21 protein-coding genes and 1 pseudogene are annotated in these 19,503 nt (G+C 36.9%); 10 read left to right on the top strand and 12 right to left on the bottom strand.

The window, feature by feature from the left end:
• Window positions 1-31 precede the first annotated feature (31 nt).
• From FA707_RS04595 to FA707_RS04585, 3 genes are read right to left on the bottom strand one after another with little or no spacing between them, the layout of a single operon-like run.
• Window positions 32-799, bottom strand: coding sequence for a WxL domain-containing protein (locus tag FA707_RS04595; protein WP_246032310.1), 768 nt, complete (start codon window positions 797-799; stop codon window positions 32-34).
• A gap of 1 nt (window position 800) precedes the next feature.
• Window positions 801-1,091 carry an LPXTG cell wall anchor domain-containing protein gene (locus FA707_RS04590; protein ID WP_136953119.1) on the bottom strand — a complete coding sequence of 97 codons (291 nt, stop codon included), beginning with the start codon at window positions 1,089-1,091 and terminating at the stop codon, window positions 801-803.
• A gap of 19 nt (window positions 1,092-1,110) precedes the next feature.
• On the bottom strand, window positions 1,111-2,133 hold the full coding sequence (locus tag FA707_RS04585) for a WxLIP family cell surface protein (protein ID WP_168177345.1): 1,023 nt from the start codon (window positions 2,131-2,133) through the stop codon (window positions 1,111-1,113).
• Window positions 2,134-2,454: 321 nt separating this feature from the next.
• On the opposite strand from FA707_RS04585, the gene FA707_RS04580 reads away from it, so the two are divergent.
• The 5 genes and pseudogenes from FA707_RS04580 (at window position 2,455) to tnpC (ending at window position 4,105) form a co-directional block, all read left to right on the top strand.
• Window positions 2,455-2,655, top strand: coding sequence for a hypothetical protein (locus FA707_RS04580; protein ID WP_136953117.1), 201 nt, complete (start codon window positions 2,455-2,457; stop codon window positions 2,653-2,655).
• Entirely contained in the window at window positions 2,642-3,001 is a 360-nt protein-coding gene (gene tnpB / locus FA707_RS04575; RefSeq protein ID WP_136953116.1) for an IS66 family insertion sequence element accessory protein TnpB, read from the top strand. Before FA707_RS04580 ends, tnpB begins: the two co-directional genes overlap by 14 nt.
• Before the next feature lie 176 nt (window positions 3,002-3,177).
• Window positions 3,178-3,264, top strand: a pseudogene (locus FA707_RS10545) (transposase domain-containing protein); the annotation flags it as partial.
• Window positions 3,265-3,311: 47 nt separating this feature from the next.
• Window positions 3,312-3,470, top strand: coding sequence for a hypothetical protein (locus FA707_RS10445; protein WP_168177344.1), 159 nt, complete (start codon window positions 3,312-3,314; stop codon window positions 3,468-3,470).
• Entirely contained in the window at window positions 3,464-4,105 is a 642-nt protein-coding gene (gene tnpC / locus FA707_RS04565; RefSeq protein WP_168177343.1) for an IS66 family transposase, read from the top strand. Before FA707_RS10445 ends, tnpC begins: the two co-directional genes overlap by 7 nt.
• A gap of 94 nt (window positions 4,106-4,199) precedes the next feature.
• On the opposite strand, the gene FA707_RS04560 is transcribed toward tnpC, so the two are convergent.
• Together FA707_RS04560 and rplS are read right to left on the bottom strand one after the other, a co-directional pair.
• Window positions 4,200-4,967 carry a sulfite exporter TauE/SafE family protein gene (locus FA707_RS04560; protein ID WP_136953113.1) on the bottom strand — a complete coding sequence of 256 codons (768 nt, stop codon included), beginning with the start codon at window positions 4,965-4,967 and terminating at the stop codon, window positions 4,200-4,202.
• 96 nt (window positions 4,968-5,063) lie between these two features.
• On the bottom strand, window positions 5,064-5,411 hold the full coding sequence (rplS, locus tag FA707_RS04555; protein WP_136953112.1) for a 50S ribosomal protein L19: 348 nt from the start codon (window positions 5,409-5,411) through the stop codon (window positions 5,064-5,066).
• Between the two features lie 224 nt (window positions 5,412-5,635).
• Here rplS and FA707_RS04550 point away from each other — a divergent pair, with 224 nt between their 5' ends.
• Both FA707_RS04550 and FA707_RS04545 read left to right on the top strand, forming a co-directional pair.
• Entirely contained in the window at window positions 5,636-7,402 is a 1,767-nt protein-coding gene (locus tag FA707_RS04550) for a glycerophosphoryl diester phosphodiesterase membrane domain-containing protein (RefSeq protein WP_136953111.1), read from the top strand.
• A 9-nt stretch (window positions 7,403-7,411) separates the two neighbouring features.
• Window positions 7,412-7,945: an AAA family ATPase gene (locus FA707_RS04545; protein ID WP_136953110.1), complete on the top strand. Its 534-nt coding sequence runs from the start codon at window positions 7,412-7,414 to the stop codon at window positions 7,943-7,945.
• Window positions 7,946-7,953: 8 nt separating this feature from the next.
• On the opposite strand, the gene trmD is transcribed toward FA707_RS04545, so the two are convergent.
• The 6 genes from trmD to FA707_RS04515 form a co-directional block, all read right to left on the bottom strand.
• Window positions 7,954-8,694, bottom strand: coding sequence for a tRNA (guanosine(37)-N1)-methyltransferase TrmD (gene trmD, locus FA707_RS04540; RefSeq protein ID WP_136953109.1), 741 nt, complete (start codon window positions 8,692-8,694; stop codon window positions 7,954-7,956).
• A gap of 1 nt (window position 8,695) precedes the next feature.
• Window positions 8,696-9,208, bottom strand: coding sequence for a ribosome maturation factor RimM (gene rimM / locus FA707_RS04535; protein ID WP_136953108.1), 513 nt, complete (start codon window positions 9,206-9,208; stop codon window positions 8,696-8,698).
• Window positions 9,209-9,322: 114 nt separating this feature from the next.
• The gene (locus tag FA707_RS04530; protein ID WP_136953107.1) at window positions 9,323-11,515 is read right to left on the bottom strand and encodes a heavy metal translocating P-type ATPase; all 2,193 of its coding nucleotides are present in this window, start codon (window positions 11,513-11,515) and stop codon (window positions 9,323-9,325) included.
• A 14-nt stretch (window positions 11,516-11,529) separates the two neighbouring features.
• Window positions 11,530-11,736, bottom strand: a complete 207-nt coding sequence (gene copZ / locus FA707_RS04525; RefSeq protein ID WP_136953106.1) for a copper chaperone CopZ — start codon at window positions 11,734-11,736, stop codon at window positions 11,530-11,532.
• Window positions 11,737-11,750: 14 nt separating this feature from the next.
• A complete protein-coding gene (locus tag FA707_RS04520) occupies window positions 11,751-12,170 on the bottom strand; it encodes a CopY/TcrY family copper transport repressor (protein WP_136953105.1) in 420 nt (139 codons plus the stop codon).
• 100 nt (window positions 12,171-12,270) lie between these two features.
• Entirely contained in the window at window positions 12,271-15,207 is a 2,937-nt protein-coding gene (locus FA707_RS04515; RefSeq protein ID WP_136953104.1) for a cell division site-positioning protein MapZ family protein, read from the bottom strand.
• Window positions 15,208-15,407: 200 nt separating this feature from the next.
• Here FA707_RS04515 and FA707_RS04510 point away from each other — a divergent pair, with 200 nt between their 5' ends.
• The 3 genes from FA707_RS04510 (at window position 15,408) to FA707_RS04500 (ending at window position 18,966) form a co-directional block, all read left to right on the top strand.
• Entirely contained in the window at window positions 15,408-16,805 is a 1,398-nt protein-coding gene (locus FA707_RS04510) for a TrkH family potassium uptake protein (protein WP_136953103.1), read from the top strand.
• 126 nt (window positions 16,806-16,931) lie between these two features.
• The gene (locus FA707_RS04505) at window positions 16,932-18,275 is read left to right on the top strand and encodes a Mur ligase family protein (RefSeq protein ID WP_136953102.1); all 1,344 of its coding nucleotides are present in this window, start codon (window positions 16,932-16,934) and stop codon (window positions 18,273-18,275) included.
• 1 nt (window position 18,276) lies between these two features.
• A complete protein-coding gene (locus FA707_RS04500; RefSeq protein ID WP_136953101.1) occupies window positions 18,277-18,966 on the top strand; it encodes a type 1 glutamine amidotransferase in 690 nt (229 codons plus the stop codon).
• A 44-nt stretch (window positions 18,967-19,010) separates the two neighbouring features.
• On the opposite strand, the gene FA707_RS04495 is transcribed toward FA707_RS04500, so the two are convergent.
• The gene (locus FA707_RS04495; RefSeq protein WP_246032348.1) at window positions 19,011-19,421 is read right to left on the bottom strand and encodes a phosphate-starvation-inducible PsiE family protein; all 411 of its coding nucleotides are present in this window, start codon (window positions 19,419-19,421) and stop codon (window positions 19,011-19,013) included.
• Between the last annotated feature and the right edge of the window lie 82 nt (window positions 19,422-19,503).

The following is a 19,503-nucleotide window of genomic DNA, read 5'->3' as shown; positions in this document are numbered from 1 at the left end:
TATATTCTCCTTTTATTTAAAAATTTTCTTGTTAATTTGCTGGACTATCTGACAATGTCCAGATGAATTCGGTTTTATAGGTAACGGCATCTTTTGGTGTTGAACCTGGAATAAACAGTTGAACACTAGTATTTTTCACTTCGCCAGACGGGATAGTTTCCACTTTACTCCATCTGTTAATCCATGTTTGAGCGCCTGCTCCTTTGTTTGCTTGCATCACGACGAAGCTTTCACCTGGTACAATTGATACATCACCAGACAACGGTGTCTGATCAGTTTGTTCAATATATGAAATGGCTTCGCTATCATTCAATTTCACCTGAGCGCCTATTAATTCACTATTTTTTGTCTCGTCGTTTCTAAACTGATACAATTGTTTGACCGTTAAGCGCCAACCAGTATTCGTGCCACGCATATCAGAAACTTGAACATAGTTAGGGGTGAATATTTTTTTGTTTATCTCACCAACTTGAGTATCAAAATAATACTGTGGGTTAGCATAATAAATTCGGTCTTTATTATCAATTTCGTTCGTTCCAAAATCAAAACTCGAAGCATAATCGATAGATAACGGACCTTGTGTGCCAGGGGCGGGTTTGCCATCTGGACTAGTTGGATCCCATGGGTCAACAGGTTGATCAGGATCAGGGTCTACTGGATCAATTGGAGGTCTAACACTATCACCAGGTATGAATTCTATTTCACCGGTTTTTGAATAGGTGCTTTCTTCAGCGTTCACTTCTAAACTTTCAAACAGAACAAAACTGAAGATAATGAGCATTAAGTTGATTTTTTTCATATCACACCTCCTTCTGTTTATATCTTAAATACCCAAAGAAAGAGATAACAACCAGATTGATGCCCATAAATTGATAAGCATGTGTTTGCTCACCTGTTTGTGGCAAATAATGTGGTTGACCTGTTTGTGGCAAATGATGTGGTTTTTCTTCATCCGGACCATTGTCTACTTGATACTCACCTGTAAACGTTACTTGTCCTTTAGAACCATATTCACTTTCTTCTGCCTTCACCGAGGGTGCTAATATCATAAACAACATTAAGGCTAATGTAAGCTTGTTAATGTATTTCATTGTTTCTCATCCCCCTTGTTTAGTCGTTATTTTTTTTCTTTTTAGCAAGCAGAACAATAATAATGATCATTAACAACGCTAGAACAGCAATTCCTATGTAGATGTATAACATTGAGTTATCTTCTTCAATTGACACGTCTTTTTTGTTTAGTTCACGTGCTTTTTCAGCTGTGATTTCGAAGTCTTTTTCCAACTCCCATTTATCCTCACCTGACGTTGCTGTTATATGCATCGTATATTTACCAGGTTGCAATTTTTCGCCCTCAAGTCTAATTGGATAAGCCATTGTCGTATTTGGAGCCATTTGCATCGATTGATTAGACGTTTCGTAGATGACTTCGGTCTTATCTTTTTTAGTTACCTTTGCTTCAACATTTAACTGGTTCAAATATTTTGCGACAGGATTTTGTAAATCTGAGTAAATAACATTTCGAGCATTTAATTGATCTACACGAACATCAAGTAATTTCAAATCAGAAGCTAAAGATGTTTCATTTTGTCTAACTAATAACGCAACTGAATAAGCAAATTTATTCTCAATAGCCATCCCTTGTTCTTCAGATTCATTTGCTTCACTATCATCATTAACTTCTTTAAAAGTCAATCCTCCAGCTATTACACCATCAAACGCTATATCTGGCATCGTAATCTTAACTTTGTAGTCATATGTTTGATTGGCTTTAATTTTGACTGTTTCTTTATCAGCCTTAGCAATCTCTTTGATAGTTATAGGTGCTGTATCATCGACGTTTGTTTCCGTCTTACTGTAGTCCACTACACCGTTAACATTTGTAGTTGCTGGTTCTACCGTTGCCTCTACCTCTATTTCTTTATCGGTGTGATTACGTATTTTGGTAACGATCTCTTGTTCTTGATTTGGTTCCATTATCAAATCGAAATAAGTACTACCTTCTCTTTGATTTTCTGGTAATATAGTATCAACACTAAAATTCAGTTCTGAGGCTTTCACCATTTGACTGCCCATGACAGCTGAACTAAATAATGCAACAATTAATAAAAAAGTTTTTTTCACTAATTTCATCTCTCCTTTAAAATTAATTCGCAAGTTTTTCATTCGAAAAAGATTGTCGGTAAGAACTAATAAATTATGTGACTTCTAACAAGTCACTTTTAGTCCTATATCATCTTAACTAAAAATAACGAAGAGTAACAGTTCAAAAAAAATGTTTTTATAAATGTTTTTGAACTGTTGGACTTTTTTATGATTTTATGTTTTACTTTTAAATGTTGATATTACAGTGATTAAGGATGTTCATAGTAAGCGTGTAATAGTTGACCGTATTAAATTCTTAAACACCTCCGGGTATACTTAATTCATCAAGTATATCTGGAGGTGTTCTTTATGAACCAAGAAAGTTTACCATCTATCATCCCTGTTTCTTTAGGTAACGACTCTAGCAAGCTGTCTGCCCAAAACCAACCTATAAAACCTAAATTAGCTTGTCAGTTAGAAGTTGGAGAGGCTGATTTAAGAGTGTACAACGGGATCAGTCAATATATCCTGACTACAATTGTTAGGGAATTGACCAATGGGTCTAATTAATTATGCAGGCGTCCCACACATTTTTATTGTTTGTGGGAAAACAGACATGAGACGTGGTATTGATGGCTTGGCAGAAATCATCACCTGTCAATACAACCTCAACTTGTTTGATGAAGCACTCTTCTTGTTTTGTGGTGGAAAATTAGATCGCTTTAAAGCCTTATATTGGGATCAAGATGGCTTTGTCTTATTGTATAAACGATTAGAATCAGGAAAATTACAATGGCCTCGAAAAGCAGAAGAAGTCAAACAGCTATCTCATCAAGAGTTACGATGGTTATTAGAGGGACTCTCGCTTCAACAACCTAAAGCTTTGAAGCCATCGGCTCCAGGCTATCTTAATTAAATTTAAGCAAGGATAAAACTTTTTGTTTAACCTTGCTTATTTGTGTGATACACTTTCAAAAACAACTAGAAAGTGAGTCACATATAATGGAAGAACTAGTCAAAATTCTAACTAAAAATAATGAAAAATTGACACTTCAACTTGAAAGTCAGGCTAAACAAATTAAAGTGTTAACTGAACAAGTCGAGTACCTAACTAAAAAATTATTTGGTTCTTCTAGTGAGAAATCAGTAGACAATAATCAACTGTCTTTATTTGATGAGGAACCAGCGGTTTTCAAGAACCGGAGACAACCGAAGTAGAAACCGTCGTGACCACTACTACCCGACGTAAAAAACGTAAAGGCCATAAAGCAAAATTAATTGAACATTTACCAACGAAAGACATCCACATCCATATAGAGGATGCGGATGAAACACCTTATCAAATTTTGAATCGTTCTGACGAGAAAACATCATCGAGGTGTTAAGTGAAGAATTTGAAGGTTATTGCCATTGTGATGGTTATGTCGCTTATCAAAATATCCCAGGACTAACCGTTGTAGGCTGTTGGGCACATATGAGAAGGAAATTTGTGGATGCCAGTGGTGATAAGGGACAAGCAGCAATTGGTGTTGCCTACTGTAATCAGTTATTCGCTTTAGAACGACGTTTTGAAAACTTATCGACAGCGGAAAGAAAATGGCAACGGCAGATTCAACTCAAACCGATACTAGAAGAGTTTTGGGAATGGTTGGAACAACTCCCTGTCCTAGCAAAAAGTAAACTAGGACAAGCGGTAGCTTATGGTAGACATTTGAAAGAGGAATTAATGCGTGTGTTAGAGGATGGACGCTTGGCTTTATCCAATAATTTAGCCGAGAGGAAAATTAGATCTTTAACTATTGGGCGTAAAAACTTCTTGTTTTCAAAGAGCGAACTGGGTGCAACAACCAATGCGATAGTGTATAGCATCATGGAAACTGCGAAGGCCAACGGCCTAAATCCCTATAGCTATCTTTGCCGACTCTTAACAGATTTACCGAATCTACCATTCAGACAACAACCTGAACTCATTGAAACGTATATGCCTTGGGCTCAAGGAATCCAAGATTTCTGTAAATAAAATAGTACAATACAAAAAGCGCCAGATAACTATGACTTGTTTAAAATCATAGATTATCTGACGTTATTTGTGCACCCGTGTGACTATTACCCGCTTACATACCATTATACAAATTAATCAAAATAACCAAAAGAATCATTAGTTTGAAAATCTGACTAACTCTTTCACTCGGTAAGATTTTACTTAATTTTGCTCCTAAAATGCCTCCAATGATTGCTGCTGGTACGATAAACCAAAGTCTCGTTAAATCATACGAACCAAAACCAGTCGTCAATCCCATCGTTAACAACTTAGCCGATTGTGAGAAGAATATCGTAGCAATTGAATACACCGTTGCTTGTTTAATTGACATACTAAATAATAACATCAAGAGTGAAACATTGATGGGTCCACCACCGATTCCTAATAAGCTAGCTAAAAACCCCAAAACAATACCACAAATAATGTACATTCCCAAATAAGTAAATGAAAAACGTTGATGCTGTTCATTCGAATAAACTAAAGCAAAAAAAAGTGATAAAATGGTCAAGCCAATTTGGATAAGTTGGACATCTTTCTCGTTTGGCAATTGCCATATTAACGAGAACAACGTTTGATTTCCCAAGATTCCCCCTATTAAAGCACCCATAGATAATCCTGTTATTTTTTTACCATCCAATAAAATGTTTTGTTTTAACTGGCGCATAGTTGAAACGAGAGACATTGTAAAAACAGCCACCGATGAATAAAATGAAATGGCCAAGACCGAATCTACACCAATAAAATCAAAGATTGGTTTAATTAAAACACCTCCACCCATCCCTGAAACAGCCCCCAAAGTATTGGCGAGGATAACCACTATAAAGTAAATAATACCAATCATATAATATCACCTCACTCTTCCCTATCATTTTACGATAGTATAATGAAAAAACTATTATATAAAGAAAAACCCCTGCCTAAGCAAGGGTTCCAGAAATTATCTTCTGATTTCTCTAATACGTGCAGATTTACCACTACGTTCGCGTAAGAAGTATAATTTAGCACGACGTACACGACCATGACGGATTACTTCGATTTGAGCAACACGTGGAGTGTGTACTGGGAAAGTACGTTCAACACCAACACCGTTAGAAATTTTACGAACAGTGTAAGTTTCGCTGATTCCAGCACCTTGGCGTTTGATACAAACTCCTTCGAATAACTGGATACGTTCGCGTTCTCCCTCTACAACTTTCGCGTGTACACGTAAAGTGTCCCCAGCGCGGAATTGTGGAATGTCTGAACGAAGTTGTTCACTTGTAATAGCTTCAATAATTGGATTCATATTATCCATCTCCTTATTCCCAAACATTCATATGAGTGATTCAAAGCGGAATGTCGTAATATTATGTGAGTTCTTACTCACCAAAATATTCTAACACAAATCAAATTAGCTGTAAAGTTTTTTTCTTACTTACCACAAATCATTACCTTTGAAACCGATTCATTCGTAAAATAACAAATATTCGCTATAATATAATTAACATAATAATTTGAGGTGATGCCCTATTGAATCCAATTGCTGTCATTAAACACGCTTATCAAGATTTTTGGCTCTATAAACGTGACTACATCAAGGCTAATGTCCTGTTCAACTTACTTAGAATCGCCATTATTTCACCGATTCTTGGTTTTTTAGGCCAACAAATTTTAAAAATTAATGGCTTTGACGGAATTACTGAATCCACCATCTTCAGTTTATTTAAAAACCCAAAATCATTCGCTCTTATTATCCTTATAGTATTAATTTTTATTTTTGCGATTTTCTTTGAATTTGGCTTGTATTTTTTATATGCTGACCATCATGGAAGGAATCCCTTGAAATTCCGACAGTCATTACTCAAGCTTTTCAAAAAGCTGCGTTACTTTGTCAGTTTTCAAGCGTTATTATTTTTGATTTATTTCGTCTTAATGATTCCACTCGCTTCGATTGGTCTTGAAGGCAGTTTTACTAGTGATTTGTACATTCCTTACTTCATTACGGACGAGTTGATGAAATCACTATCTGGAAAGCTGTTATATTTTGGTGTTTCGGCCTTAATTTTTTATTTAAGTATTAGATTAATTTACAGTATTCCTTATTTTGTCTTTAATGAATCAAGCACCATCCTTGGAGGGATTAAATACAGCTGGCAATTTACTAAAAAGAAATTATTTACTACCTTGATTTCTTTAGGTGGCGTTGTATTACTTCATTCATTATTGACGTTCTTAGGGATTGTACTATTATTTTTACCCGTAATGTTAGTCGAAAAAATTGCTTTACCAGTGGCTCCCTATGTTTCAGCGGTTTGTTTAAGTTTAATCGAAATTTTGTTATTTATTGCCTTTAGTATGTTACAGGCATTAGTCGCGGAGGTAATAGTTACTTTACTAAAAGATACTGAAGAATTAGAACATCCTACTGAAAAAACGATCTACCCTAAAAAATATTTACGTATCCTTCTACCCATGATGTTGATTGGATTCGTGGTAATGACATTTTTTAACTATTCTTACTTAACCAATAACGTCTATGCCCCAAGTACTTTAATTATTAGTCATCGAGGTGTGACAGAGAATGCCATTGAAAATACTAAATCGGCCATTATCGCCGCTAAAGAAGCTGATGCTGACATGGTTGAAATTGATATCCAACAGACAAAAGATCGTGAATTTGTGCTCTTCCATGATGAGACACTAAGACGCCTAGGGGGCTCGTCGCAAAAAATCAGTGATTTAACCCTTGAAGAAGTTCAAGCAATTACCTTGCAAGAAGGACGAATGAAAGATAAAATTCCAACACTAGAAGATGTGTTAACGTTAGCCGATGATTTAAACTTGCGCTTATTAATTGAGTTAAAATTTGCTGAAGAAGCAGATGGACGCAATGAAGCCGAATTAATCAACTTACTTTACGACCGTGATTTATTAAGTCGGCACTATGTACAAGGATTAAATCAAACACAAATTGAAAGTTTTGAAGTGGGCGCACCTGCTGTTAATACTGGCTTTATCGTCGCCTTCAACCTAGGCTCCCTTCCAAAAACAAGCGCTGACTTTATGGTGATGGAAGAATTTTCTTTTAATCAGAACAATTTAGAAACAGCCCATAAACGTCAACAACAATTGTTTGCTTGGACAATTAATAAACAATCACTGATGCGTAAATACATTAGCATGGGCGCTGATGCGATAATTACCGATTATCCTGATGAAGCACAAGAAATTAAACAAAAGCTCTCTGAAAACATGAGCTTTACCGACCGAATCAAAAAATATTTAGAAATCAGATAAGGAGTTCCTATGAAAATTGCAATTCTTGGTTATAGCGGTAGTGGAAAATCAACGTTAGCTCGTGCTATTGCTGAAAAAATCAACGTTCCTGTACTTCATCTAGACACTGTTCATTTTGTAGAAGATTGGCAAGAACGTGACCGCATCGAAGCTAATACCATCATAAAACAATTTATGGCACAAAAATCTTGGGTTATTGATGGTAACTACACCAAATTTTTTAAAGAAGAACGCATTGAAAAAGCTGACTCTGTCATCATCTTAGCTTTTTCACGTTGGGCTTGTTTACGCCGAGTTATCAAACGTTATTTTAATTATCGAAAAAGCTCACGACCTGACATGGCCGAGGGCTGCGAAGAAAAAATTGACGGGGCATTTCTATGGTGGATTCTTTATAAAGGCCGCAAAGCCCAACCATTAGCTGAATTAAAGAAGATTCAAGCAAAATACCCCGACAAAACAATTATTATTCGCAATCAAAAAGAACTAGATGCTTATTATCAAGCACATGAATTAAATCATATAACGACAAAAAACGCGTAGCCCTTCGGCTACGCGTTTTCTTCTTGTTTAATTTGCTCTAACATTTTTATCATTTGAGCCGACATGTCTAATTTTTCTAACATCTCTGGGCGACGTAAATACGTACGACGCAATGATTCTTTTAAGCGCCACTCGTCAATTAATTTATGATTGCCATTTGTTAACACTTCTGGTACTCTCATTCCTTTATAGTCGGCAGGACGTGTGTAATGAGGGTGTTCTAATAAGCCTGTTGAATGAGAATCGGTTACGGCTGATTCGTCATTACCTAACACCTCGGGTAATAAGCGCACAGTCGCATCAATCATCACCATGGCCCCTAGCTCTCCACCCGTTAATACATAATCCCCTAAAGAAACTTCGTCCGTCACTAATGAACGAATACGCTCGTCGTAACCTTCATAATGACCGCAAATAAATACTAAATGCTCTTCTTCAGAAAATTCTTCTGCTACTTTCTGATTAAACGGTATACCCGCTGGATCAAGTAAAATCACACGTTTCTTGGTTTCGGGTGACTGTTCATTAATATGTGCTAACGCATCATCAATCGGTTGGACTTTTAATAACATCCCTGCGCCACCACCATACGGATAGTCGTCTACTTGTTGATGTTTATTGTCAGAAAAATCACGGAAGTTATGAACATTGACCTCAACTAATTCACGCTGTTTAGCTTTTCCTAAAATCGATTCATTCATTGGTCCTTCAAACATTTTAGGAAATAGCGTTAATACATCTATTTTCATCTTAATCAAGCAACCCTTCTGGAATTTCCACATCAACGCGTTTGTTTTTAACATCAACATTCGTTACCACTGATTCAATGTAGGGAATTAAGGCATCTTTTTGGCCTTTACGTTGCACAACCCAGACATCATTCGCGCCAGGTTGTAAAATTTCTTTAATCTTCCCAATTAATTGTTCGCCTTCATAGACCTCACAGCCAATAATTTCATGGAAATAAAATTCATTTTTAGGCAAGCGTTGCGCCTCTTCTTTTTTAATTTTTAAGATCCCATCGCGATATTTTTCCACATCATTAATATTTGGATGCCCTTCGAAACTTAAAATATCAAAGTTTTTATGCTGGCGGTGGCTTTTAACCGTTAAGGTAATCGGTGCTTTATCTTCTTGGAACAAGTATAATTGATTGCCCGTTTTATAACGTTTTTTTGCAAAATCAGTTTTTGAAATCACACGTACTTCCCCTTTAATTCCTTGGGTATTGACAATTTTTCCTACGTTTAAAAATTCAGTCATTCTCTCACATCTTTCTTCTTTAGTCCTCAATATTGTAACATTAGTTGCCAAAGCTGACTACTTAAAAAATGGAAGGTATGACATTACTCGCTCATACCTTCCATTCTTACATAGTTATTTTAATTTAATATGATTGATACTTAATGAATTTAACAAGACACAGACAGAACTAAACGCCATCGCTGCTCCGGCAATAATCGGGTTTAACCAGCCGATTGCCGCAAACGGAATGCCAATAATATTGTATATAAAGGCCCAGAATAAGTTTTGTTTAATTTTTTTCAAGGTCTTTTGCGATAAATGAATTAATTGGGAAACTTTATTTAAGTCCCCTTTAACAATAGTGACATCGGCACTTTCCATGGCGATATCAGTCCCACTTCCCATTGCGATTCCTAAATCGGCTAGTGCCAAAGCTGGGGCATCATTGATTCCATCGCCCACCATCGCGACTTGTCGCTCTTTAGCTTGCAACTGGGTTACATAGGTTGCTTTATCTTCAGGTAATACTTGTGCTTGCACATGATCACTTGGAATACCAACTTGTTCGGCTATATGACGCGCAGTCGCAAAATTATCGCCTGTCAGCATATAAGTTGCTACTTGAGCATGGTTTAATTTTTGCACAGCTCTCACAGACGTCGTTTTAACTTCATCTGCTAACGCAATAGCTCCGACTAATTCAACTTCATTTGCTAAATAAATCACGGTTTTACCTAACGCCTCAATGGGTGCCATCACAGATTGAAAGTTTTCTGTTTCAAATCCTTTTGCCTGCATCCATTTGTCATTACCCATCACATAGGATTGACCTGAGATTTTACCGCTAATCCCAAAACCTACGTTAGCCTCGAAATCCGTAACCTCAACTAATCCTCCTTGGTAATGCTTAACAACCGCTTGAGCTAATGGATGTTCTGAATGACTTTCTAATGAGGAAGCCAGTTGTAAAAAGTCAAGCCCATCATAGTCATTTGAAAAAACTATCACATCTGTCACGGCTGGGGTTCCTTTAGTTAAGGTACCTGTTTTATCAAAAATCAGCGCATCAATACTAGCTGCTGTTTCGAGAGCTTGACCGTTTTTTATCAAAATGCCGTTTTTTGCTCCCAATCCGGTGCCCACCATAATAGCAGTTGGCGTTGCTAAACCTAACGCACAAGGACAGGCGATAACTAGCACCGAAACACTATTGATAAGCGCTCGCTCAATATCTTTAGTTAGCCAAGCTGTTACCCCTAATGTCACTAATGCAATAATTAAAACAACTGGAACAAAAATAGTCGACATTTTATCCGCAATGGACTGAATCGGTGCCTTTGATCCTTGCGCATCCTCGACCATTTGAATAATTTTTGACAGTAACGTCTCTTTACTAATTTTTTCTGCTTCAAAAACAAACATACCTGTCGTATTGACAGTTCCTCCAAACACTTGTGAACCGACTATTTTTTCTACTGGGACACTTTCACCCGTTAGCATACTTTCATCAACGATTGATTGCCCACTCACGATTTTGCCATCAACAGGAATGCGACTACCGGGGATGATTTTAACTCGATCTCCTAATTTGACCTCTTCAATCGCAATCGTTTGCTCATGCCCATCTCGGATAACTACTGCTTCATCTCCAGCTAATGCCATTAATTGACGTATAGCGTCACTTGTTTTATTTTTTGCTCGATGCTCTAAATATTTTCCTAACAAAATCAAGGTAATAATCATCGCACTTGATTCAAAATATAAATGACTTGAATTACCACCCAAAAAACCATTATAGACACTTAGTAAATAAGCCGCACTTGTCCCAAGCGCCACTAATACATCCATATTTGGTGCTTTAGTTTTTAAAGAATGGTACGCCCCTTTATAAAAACGCGCTCCAATCACAAATTGTACCGGTGTCGCTAGTAAAAGCTGGACCCAAGGTTTATGCATAAACATCACAAATGGATGATGGTTCCCTACTAGCATAAAAATCATCCCAACAACCATCGGCAAAGTTAACAGCGCACTGATAATTAACTGACGTTTCATTTTTTGTTCATAGTCACTTTGTTCTTTAGCGATTTGAGCTTTGTGTGCATCATCATAAAGAATCGCTCCATATCCAATACCTTCTACCGTTTGAATGAGTTGATCGGTATCAATCGTTAACTCATGTTCGACTGTAGCTTTTTCAGTTGCTAAATTAACGTTAGCTTTGATAACGCCTTCTGTTGCATTTAATTCTTTTTCAACTCGTGCAGAACAATTCGCACAGGTCATGCCAGTTATCACAAAAGTGTCGATACTTTTTTCACTCATCTTCTCCACCTCGCTTAAACACTTGCTTTAAACCCTAAATCATTAACGGTTGAAACCAATGTCGTTTCATTCAATAATTGTTCGTCGTATTTAACAACGGCTTGGCCTTTTTTAAAATTTACCTTTACTTTTTTCATACCTTCTAAGGGTGCTAATGCTTCTTCAACACGGGCTACACAATGGTTACAGCTCATGCCTTCAATATTAATCACTTGTTTCATTTGTTTCTCCTCCTTTATAAATGACAGGTGCATTGACCTGGTATACAATCACATGCAATTTCCGTTGGGGCAGCCTCTAATTTAGTCATAAGTAGTTGCTGTAGCGCATGAATATCATGTTGGGTTAATTTACTCTCTGCAAGCAAATCTCCCAAAATTTGACCACGTTTTTTTGCACAGACTTGCTTCACTATATGTTGCATTTTGTGGTTCAGCGCAACATTTTCAGAAACGGTAGCGCGGTACACAAATTTATTGCCCACTTTACTCGTTACTAAATAATCTTTCTGCACAAGACGACTAAGTAATGTTTTAATTGTCGAGGCCTTCCACGACGTTTTTTTAGAAAGAATCGTTAAAATGTCGCTACTTGTCGAATGACCATTGGCCCAAATAACTCGCATAATTTCCCATTCCGCTTCGCTAATATCCATCGATATCCCTCCTAATACCCAAAGTTTACACCTGTAGACGATAAACGTCAATAAAAAAGAAGGATAAAGTGAACGGTCTTTATCCTTCTCGATTTTGAACTTAACGGTTTCCTTTAAACCAACCTGTTTTACAATTGATTTGCACAACGAAAAACGGTGTTTTGGCGCCAGATTTTGATAGCAAAGGCGAACCTGCATCGGTTGCATATAGTTCATAGTACCCCTCACCATTGACGACTTCTTTTTTGCGTAGTTCATAACCACCATCAACAATGTAGCCACGACGATAACATTCATTCAAGACAACTTGTTGAACGCCAGGAGCCCAGACCCAAGGATCGTCAGACACAGCGCCTGCATCCAAATTGGTTAAAATACCACTTTGTTCTGTTGTGTATTTATTATTCCACTTATCAAGAGTGTCTTGTCCATAAATATCGATTGTTTTTTGTTGAAGTTCAGCTTTTTGAGCTGCTAATTCAGCTGCTTCTTGCTCTTTCTTCGCTTCTACTTCTGCTTCTTTACGCTCAACTAACGCTTTTTTGGCTTTTTCTAGTTTAGCTGTTTGTTCTTTTTTAAGCGAAGTATTTTTGACTAGCTTAATGGCCGCAGCTGCTTTTTCAATGGCTTGATCATTAGTATCTTGAACTAGCTGCCCGTCTTCGTCAAACAAACCATCTACCAATTTGCTTGCTTGTTGATTCTCTTTAATTTGAGTTAACCCAAGCGTAATTGCTTGATTGTATAAAGTGGCATACTCATCAGTTTCCGTCTTTTCTATTAATTCTTTATAGGTCGTTGATACTTTTACGAGTGCATCCTTTTGCACTTTGTTATCAACGAGTACTGGTGCTTCAAATAAGTTATTTAAAGTGGCAACTTCTTCAAGTTGTTGACTGGCTTTCGCTAACTGATTCGTTAATTCCTGTTTATATGATTTATCAGAAAGAGCGGCAATTTGCTCAGCAACCTCATCAATTGATTCCATTGAAATTCCAACTTTCAGCAAACTATGACTACTGTCGGCATATAATTTTTCTAATGATAGTTTGGCCTGTTCATTAGCCTTATTATTCGCTGCAATTTGTTCCATTCGTTGTTGTTCGAGTGCTTTTTCTCGTTGGCTAATGGTAATAGCGCCTGTTGCTAATAATGAAATCGCAGCAACGGTTAATAAAGCACGTTTGCGGTTAAATAACGGTTTATTAGCATGTTTTACCACGTCTTTAGTGGCACGATTTGGAATTGTTTCAATATCGACCGGTGGAACATAAGACGCTTTTGATTGGTCAGCTTGGTCAGCTTGGTCAGCTTGGTCAGCTTGGTCAGCTTGGTCAGCTTGGTCAGCTTGGTCAGCTTGGTCAGCTTGGTCAGCTTGGTCAGCTTGGTCAGCTTGGTCAGCTTGGTCAGCTTGGTCAGCTTGGTCAGCTTGGTCAGCTTGGTCAGCTTGGTCAGCTTGGTCAGCTTGGTCAGCTTGGTCAGCTTGGTCAGCTTGGTCAGCTTGGTCAGCTTGGTCAGCTTGGTCAGCTTGGTCAGCTTGGTCAGCTTGGTCAGCTTGGTCAGCTTGGTCAGCTTGGTCAGCTTGGTCAGCTTGGTCAGCTTGGTCAGCTTGGTCAGCTTGGTCAGCAGATTGTAAAATATTTTCAGTGGATGTCAACTCTGTTTTTAAATCTTCTAGCTCTACTTCATCTAACATCTCATGCTCTATTATTACGTTAGTTTCTACTTCTTCAGCTTCACTAATATTTCCTGCTACTTCTGAGTCAATTGACACCTCAGGCTGCTCTTCTTTAGCTTCTTCCAAAATGCCGGAAATATTTGATTCTTCGGACATGATTAGCGTCATCGCTTGATTGGTGTCAACAGATTGATGTTCAGAAATATCACTTAACTTAGATGTTTCATCGATGACTACTATCTCCTGATTATCACCAAGTTCAGCTGCTTCAACATTGACTTCATCAGTATAAGCTTCTTTTTCGTTCACTTCTTCAGTTATTTTGACTAAATTCTCTGTCGAGTACTTATCGTTGATAGGTTGATCAGTTGAATCGCTAGTATCCTCATTAGAAGTTGCTGGTACTTCTGGGTTTAAACCTGAAGCTACGTCTAAATCAACTTGATGATTTTCAATCGCCATATTAACTTCTTCTATTTCAACCTTACCAAATGTTTCAATCGCATCGTCTGATAAATCTGCTTCATTAACCATTTTCTCTGCTTCTGCTACAGGCTTTTCTTGACTTTCTGCGGTTAAATCACCTGATAAACCGGCCATCGTTGCTAAATCAGGTTGAGGTTCTTCAACCTTTGTTTCTGACAGTGGTTCCTTCAACGTTTCAGCGTCTTGGCTAGAAGCAACTTCCTCATCCTTTTCATCGAGAGAGCCACTTATTTTATCAATTTTACCGATTAAAGCTGCTGGTACTTCTTCCGACTCAAGTAGAATCGGTGTTTTCTCGTCGAAGGTCTCTTCAACATGGATATTTGCGGTTTCTTCACTTGTCTCAGACGCTACCGTTTCTTGCTCGGTAGCCGCAACTTCCATAATATCTTCTGTGTGAGGAACTAATTCCTCCTCAACAATCGTTGCTTGCGAATCTTCACCTTCAATTTCAATGATAGGCATTTCTGTAGTGTCTACCACATCTACCGCTTCAGCTTTTAGCTTGCTCTCCTCGATTGCAGAACTAATCGCTTCCTCGACCTCCGCTATTGATGTTTCTTCCGAAATTTCTCTGAAAATAGTACTGTGATCCACTGCTTCTTCATTTAATAACGCTTCTTCGTTATTGAATCGTTCTATTTCTTCATCAACCAGTTGTTTTTCTTGTTTTATTTCATGGACTGCTTTTAACTTTAGACGAATTTGAGCATCGTTTTCCATCTCTTGACGACGTGTCGCTATTTTTTCTCGATAATCTGGCCCATGATGAAATTGGCGACTACTCCCACCGTATAAATCACACTTAGGGCAGAAATCAGTATCTAAATCATAAATCTGTCCACAATTTGGACATTTATTATTTTCTGACATAATCTCAACCTCTTTATCAGTATATTCTATACAATTCTATCACACTTTAGTCGGGTTGAAAATCTAACTCTACTCTGCAATATAAATAATTATTTGCACTAGCAAAGCTTGTGATAGATATGATACCATTTCATTTAGTTAATGTTATTAATTCAGCTATGATATAATCATTACATATAAACGTATAAAGGAACCTGCTTATGATAAATAAATATCTCTATATAATTAGACGACAATTTGATCGCTTTATGGCTAATAATGTTACAAGTATTCAAAAAATTGTTATTTACTATTTGGGCTTTACCGTGTTCGCATTTTTCTTATTAAAAATGCCTTGGTTCAGAAATCCCGGTGTCCATACTTCTGCCTTTGATGATTTCTTTATGGCTATAAGTACTGTTAGTGTTACTGGCCTATCAACCTATAATATTAACGAGGTCTTTAACCACCGCGGTATTGTTCTGTTAGAAATCCTTTTCCAAATTGGTGGACTTGGCATTATGATGTTTTTAACTTTTTTCTTTATTTTTTCCAAAAAGAAAATTTCATTATCTCAGCGGCAGCTAATTATGACTGATATGAACCAACCAAAGCTGAGTGGCATTGTTAAACTTATACGCATTAGTATGTCCTTCTTAATAAAAATTCAATTAATTTTTGGGGCAATATTTGCGGTTCATTTTTACCTTAACAAATCGCATGTGACCATCTCTGAATCAATCTTTTTCGGATTATATCAGTCTATTTCTGCCGCAACAAACTCAGGTTTTGATGTGACCGGTGCATCAATTATTCCTTATAAAAACGATATTTTCTTCCTTGTCTGTACGATGTTTTTAATCATGGTCGGAGGGATAGGGTTCCCGGTTATCATGGAAATCAGAGAACGCGTATTGTATAAACGCAAAGCTCGTCAAATTCCTTTTAGATTTTCATTGTTCGCCAAAATTGCTATCTTCACCTTTATAACTTTATTTATTGCTGGTACAATCATGATTTATCTATTAGAACGTCAGCACTTATTCGCGAACATGAACGAGGGACAAAAATGGCTAAATGCAATGTTTTATTCAGTAACCACGCGTAATGCTGGTCTGCAAATGCATGACTTAAACGAGTTCCAACCAGCTACGTTGTTATTATTCTCAGTGCTAATGTTCATCGGTTGTAGCCCTAGTTCTGTAGGCGGTGGTGTTCGAACAACTACCGTCGCTATCTTATTTTTATATATGATGTCATTCATTAAGAGCGAAGAAAACGTTAATATTTTTGGACGTCGAATTTCAGCTGAAGATGTCAAAAAAGCTGTAGTTGTCTTCAACTTATCCTTAACAATGTGTTTCCTGGCAATTATGCTATTATCAGCAACTGAATCCCATTCATTACTCGCCATCATAGTTGAAGTCACCTCTGCATTCGGAACCACAGGACTATCACTAGGAATAACAGATGATTTGACTTTATTCGGAAAAATTGTCATTGGTATTCTGATGTTTGTCGGACGCGTGGGTATGTTATATACGTTGATGATGTTCTTACCTAAAGAAAAACAAGATAAAGCATTCTTGTACCCAACTGAAAAAATTATTATCGGGTAAAAAATAACTGTTTAAATTTTCACTAATAATTAAGAGAAGAGTCGCGTGATTCTTCTCTTTTTTTGCTGTTTTATGGTATTATTAAGCATATTATGATCACGATTCGTGCTTTGGGAGGAAAAAATAATGACATTTAAAAGTCGTTTAGCACTTTCTGTTGGCAAATCGAGCCAATGGTTCTTGCAAACATTTATGAAAGGCGGCAGCAGTTTGCCAGGTAAAATTGCCTTAAAATTAGACCCTGATGTTCTAAACGCGATTTCAAAAGATTACGAAATTATCGTCGTAACAGGAACAAATGGGAAAACTTTAACAACTGCTTTGACCGTAAACATACTAAAACAACAATTTGGCGATGTGTTAACAAACACAACTGGAGCCAACATGTTACAAGGGATTGTTTCAACCTTCCTTTCAGATAAACCGAAAAAAGGTCAAAAGAAATTTGCTGTTTTAGAAATTGACGAAGCAAGTTTATCTAAAGTAACAAAATACTTAAAACCTTCTGCCTTTTTATTTACCAATATTTTCCGTGACCAATTAGATCGTTACGGTGAAATTTATACAACCTATCAGATGATTGTTGATGGCGCAGCGAACGCACCTGATGCAACGATTATTGCAAATGGCGATTTACCATTATTTAACTCTAACGAAAGTGTCAATTCACGAGTTTTTTATGGATTTAATCACGAAGAAGACCCTGAGGTGGTACCTTCTTCAAATACCGACGGCTTACTATGCCCTCGTTGCCAGCACATTTTAAAATACAACATGTTAACTTACAGTAACCAAGGTAAATACTATTGCTCACATTGTCAGTTTAAACGTCCTGAACTAAGTTATCAAGTGACCAACCTTAACGATATGACAAACACTTATTCTGAATTTGAAATCGATGGGACTAAACAACGAATCGAAGTTGGTGGGTTATATAATATCTATAACGCATTAGCCGCAGCTGCAGTTGCTAAACACTATGGTGTCACAGATGAAAATATAGCTAAAGGCTTAACCTACGACCAAAAAGTATTTGGTCGTCAAGAAGTAATTAACATCGATGGCAAAGAATGTACCTTAGTCTTAGTTAAAAATCCAGTTGGTTTGAATCAAGTTATCGACATGATCAACTTAGCCCCACAACCTTTTAGCTTAGTACAAATTTTAAACTCCAACTATGCCGATGGTATCGATGTCAGTTGGATTTGGGATGGCAATTATGAGTCATTTGCTGAGATGACTATTCCTAATGTCATCGCTGGTGGTGAACGCTCTAAAGATATCGCCCTACGTATGAAAGTAGCTGGTTTAGAAAACAATAATTTCAAGGAAATCCCTGAATTACCAAAAATTATTGAAGAAATTAAACAAATGGACACCGAACGCGTCTTTATTTTAGCAACGTATACGGCGGTCTTACAGTTACGAAAAGAATTAGCTTCACAAGGTTATATCAAAGGAGGTATGTAGCATGACAAACTACACTATTCATGCCTGTCATTTGTATGGCAACTTATTAAATACTTACGGTGATATCGGTAACTTATTAGTCTTAGAATACTATGCGAAAAAAGCAGGAATCACGCTAACACACGAGGTTATTAGTATTGATGATACGTTTGACGATTCGAAATATGACTTTGTTTTATTCGGTGGGGGTCAAGACTTTGAACAAACAGTCGTTTCTCAAGACATTCAATTAAAGAAAGAACCACTTGTTCGTTATATTGAAAATGACGGTCCCTTCTTAGCTATTTGTGGTGGTTATCAATTACTTGGCCACTACTACATTGGTGCAAAAGGTGAACAAATCAAAGGGATTTCGGCGATTGATTATTATACTGAAAGCCAAGTCAACAACCGCTTTATTGGTGATGTTGAAATTAGAAACGAGGAATACGACGAAGTTTATTTAGGTTTTGAAAACCATAATGGCGTGACTTATTTAGGTGAAAATGTTAAACCTTTAGGGAAAGTCATTAAAGGCTATGGTAATAACGGTAAAGATCAAACTGAAGGTGTCCATTACAAAAACACCTACGGATCTTATTTCCACGGACCCATCTTAGCCCGCAACACAAACTTAGCCAAACAAGTTTTGCGCTCTATTTTAGAACACAAATATAACGAAGACTTCGGTTATATTATTGAATTAGATTAATAAAGAAAGGACTGCGACGTTAACATCGCAGTCCTTTCTTTATGTTATAAATCATCATCTGATAATAAGTTTAACTTTTGAATTAAGTAAACAACACCCATTAAAATTAAAATAGCTAACGCTAAAAAAATCATTCTTAATGCATCGCCATGCGCTAATAAAATTTCACGGGCAATAGCCGTAATACTGATAATAATCAAATATTTAACCGGCACATGATGAATATCTTTCAAGTACTTCAGCAACATTAAAATAATCTCTAAAAAGATGAAAAACGTCGCGACATCTTGAATCATCACAGTCAAACTTTCCATTGTACCGATGGTAATTGAGGTGGTAATAATATTATAAACAAGTTCAACCATCCCGATTAAGACAACACCGATTAACACCATAATAATCAGATGGACAATTAAATCAATTAAATTTTCGAACTTTTTATATAACTGCTTCAAACTCTCTCCTCCAAACTATTCGTTAGTTACTTGTTCATTATACCTAATAGTTTGTGATATTTCATCTAATTAGACATAAAAT

This window comes from Vagococcus zengguangii (assembly GCF_005145005.1).
Taxonomy (GTDB): domain Bacteria; phylum Bacillota; class Bacilli; order Lactobacillales; family Vagococcaceae; genus Vagococcus_A; species Vagococcus_A zengguangii.
Note: the sequence above shows the minus strand (reverse complement) of the source record. Positions and strands in the feature narration are given on the sequence as shown.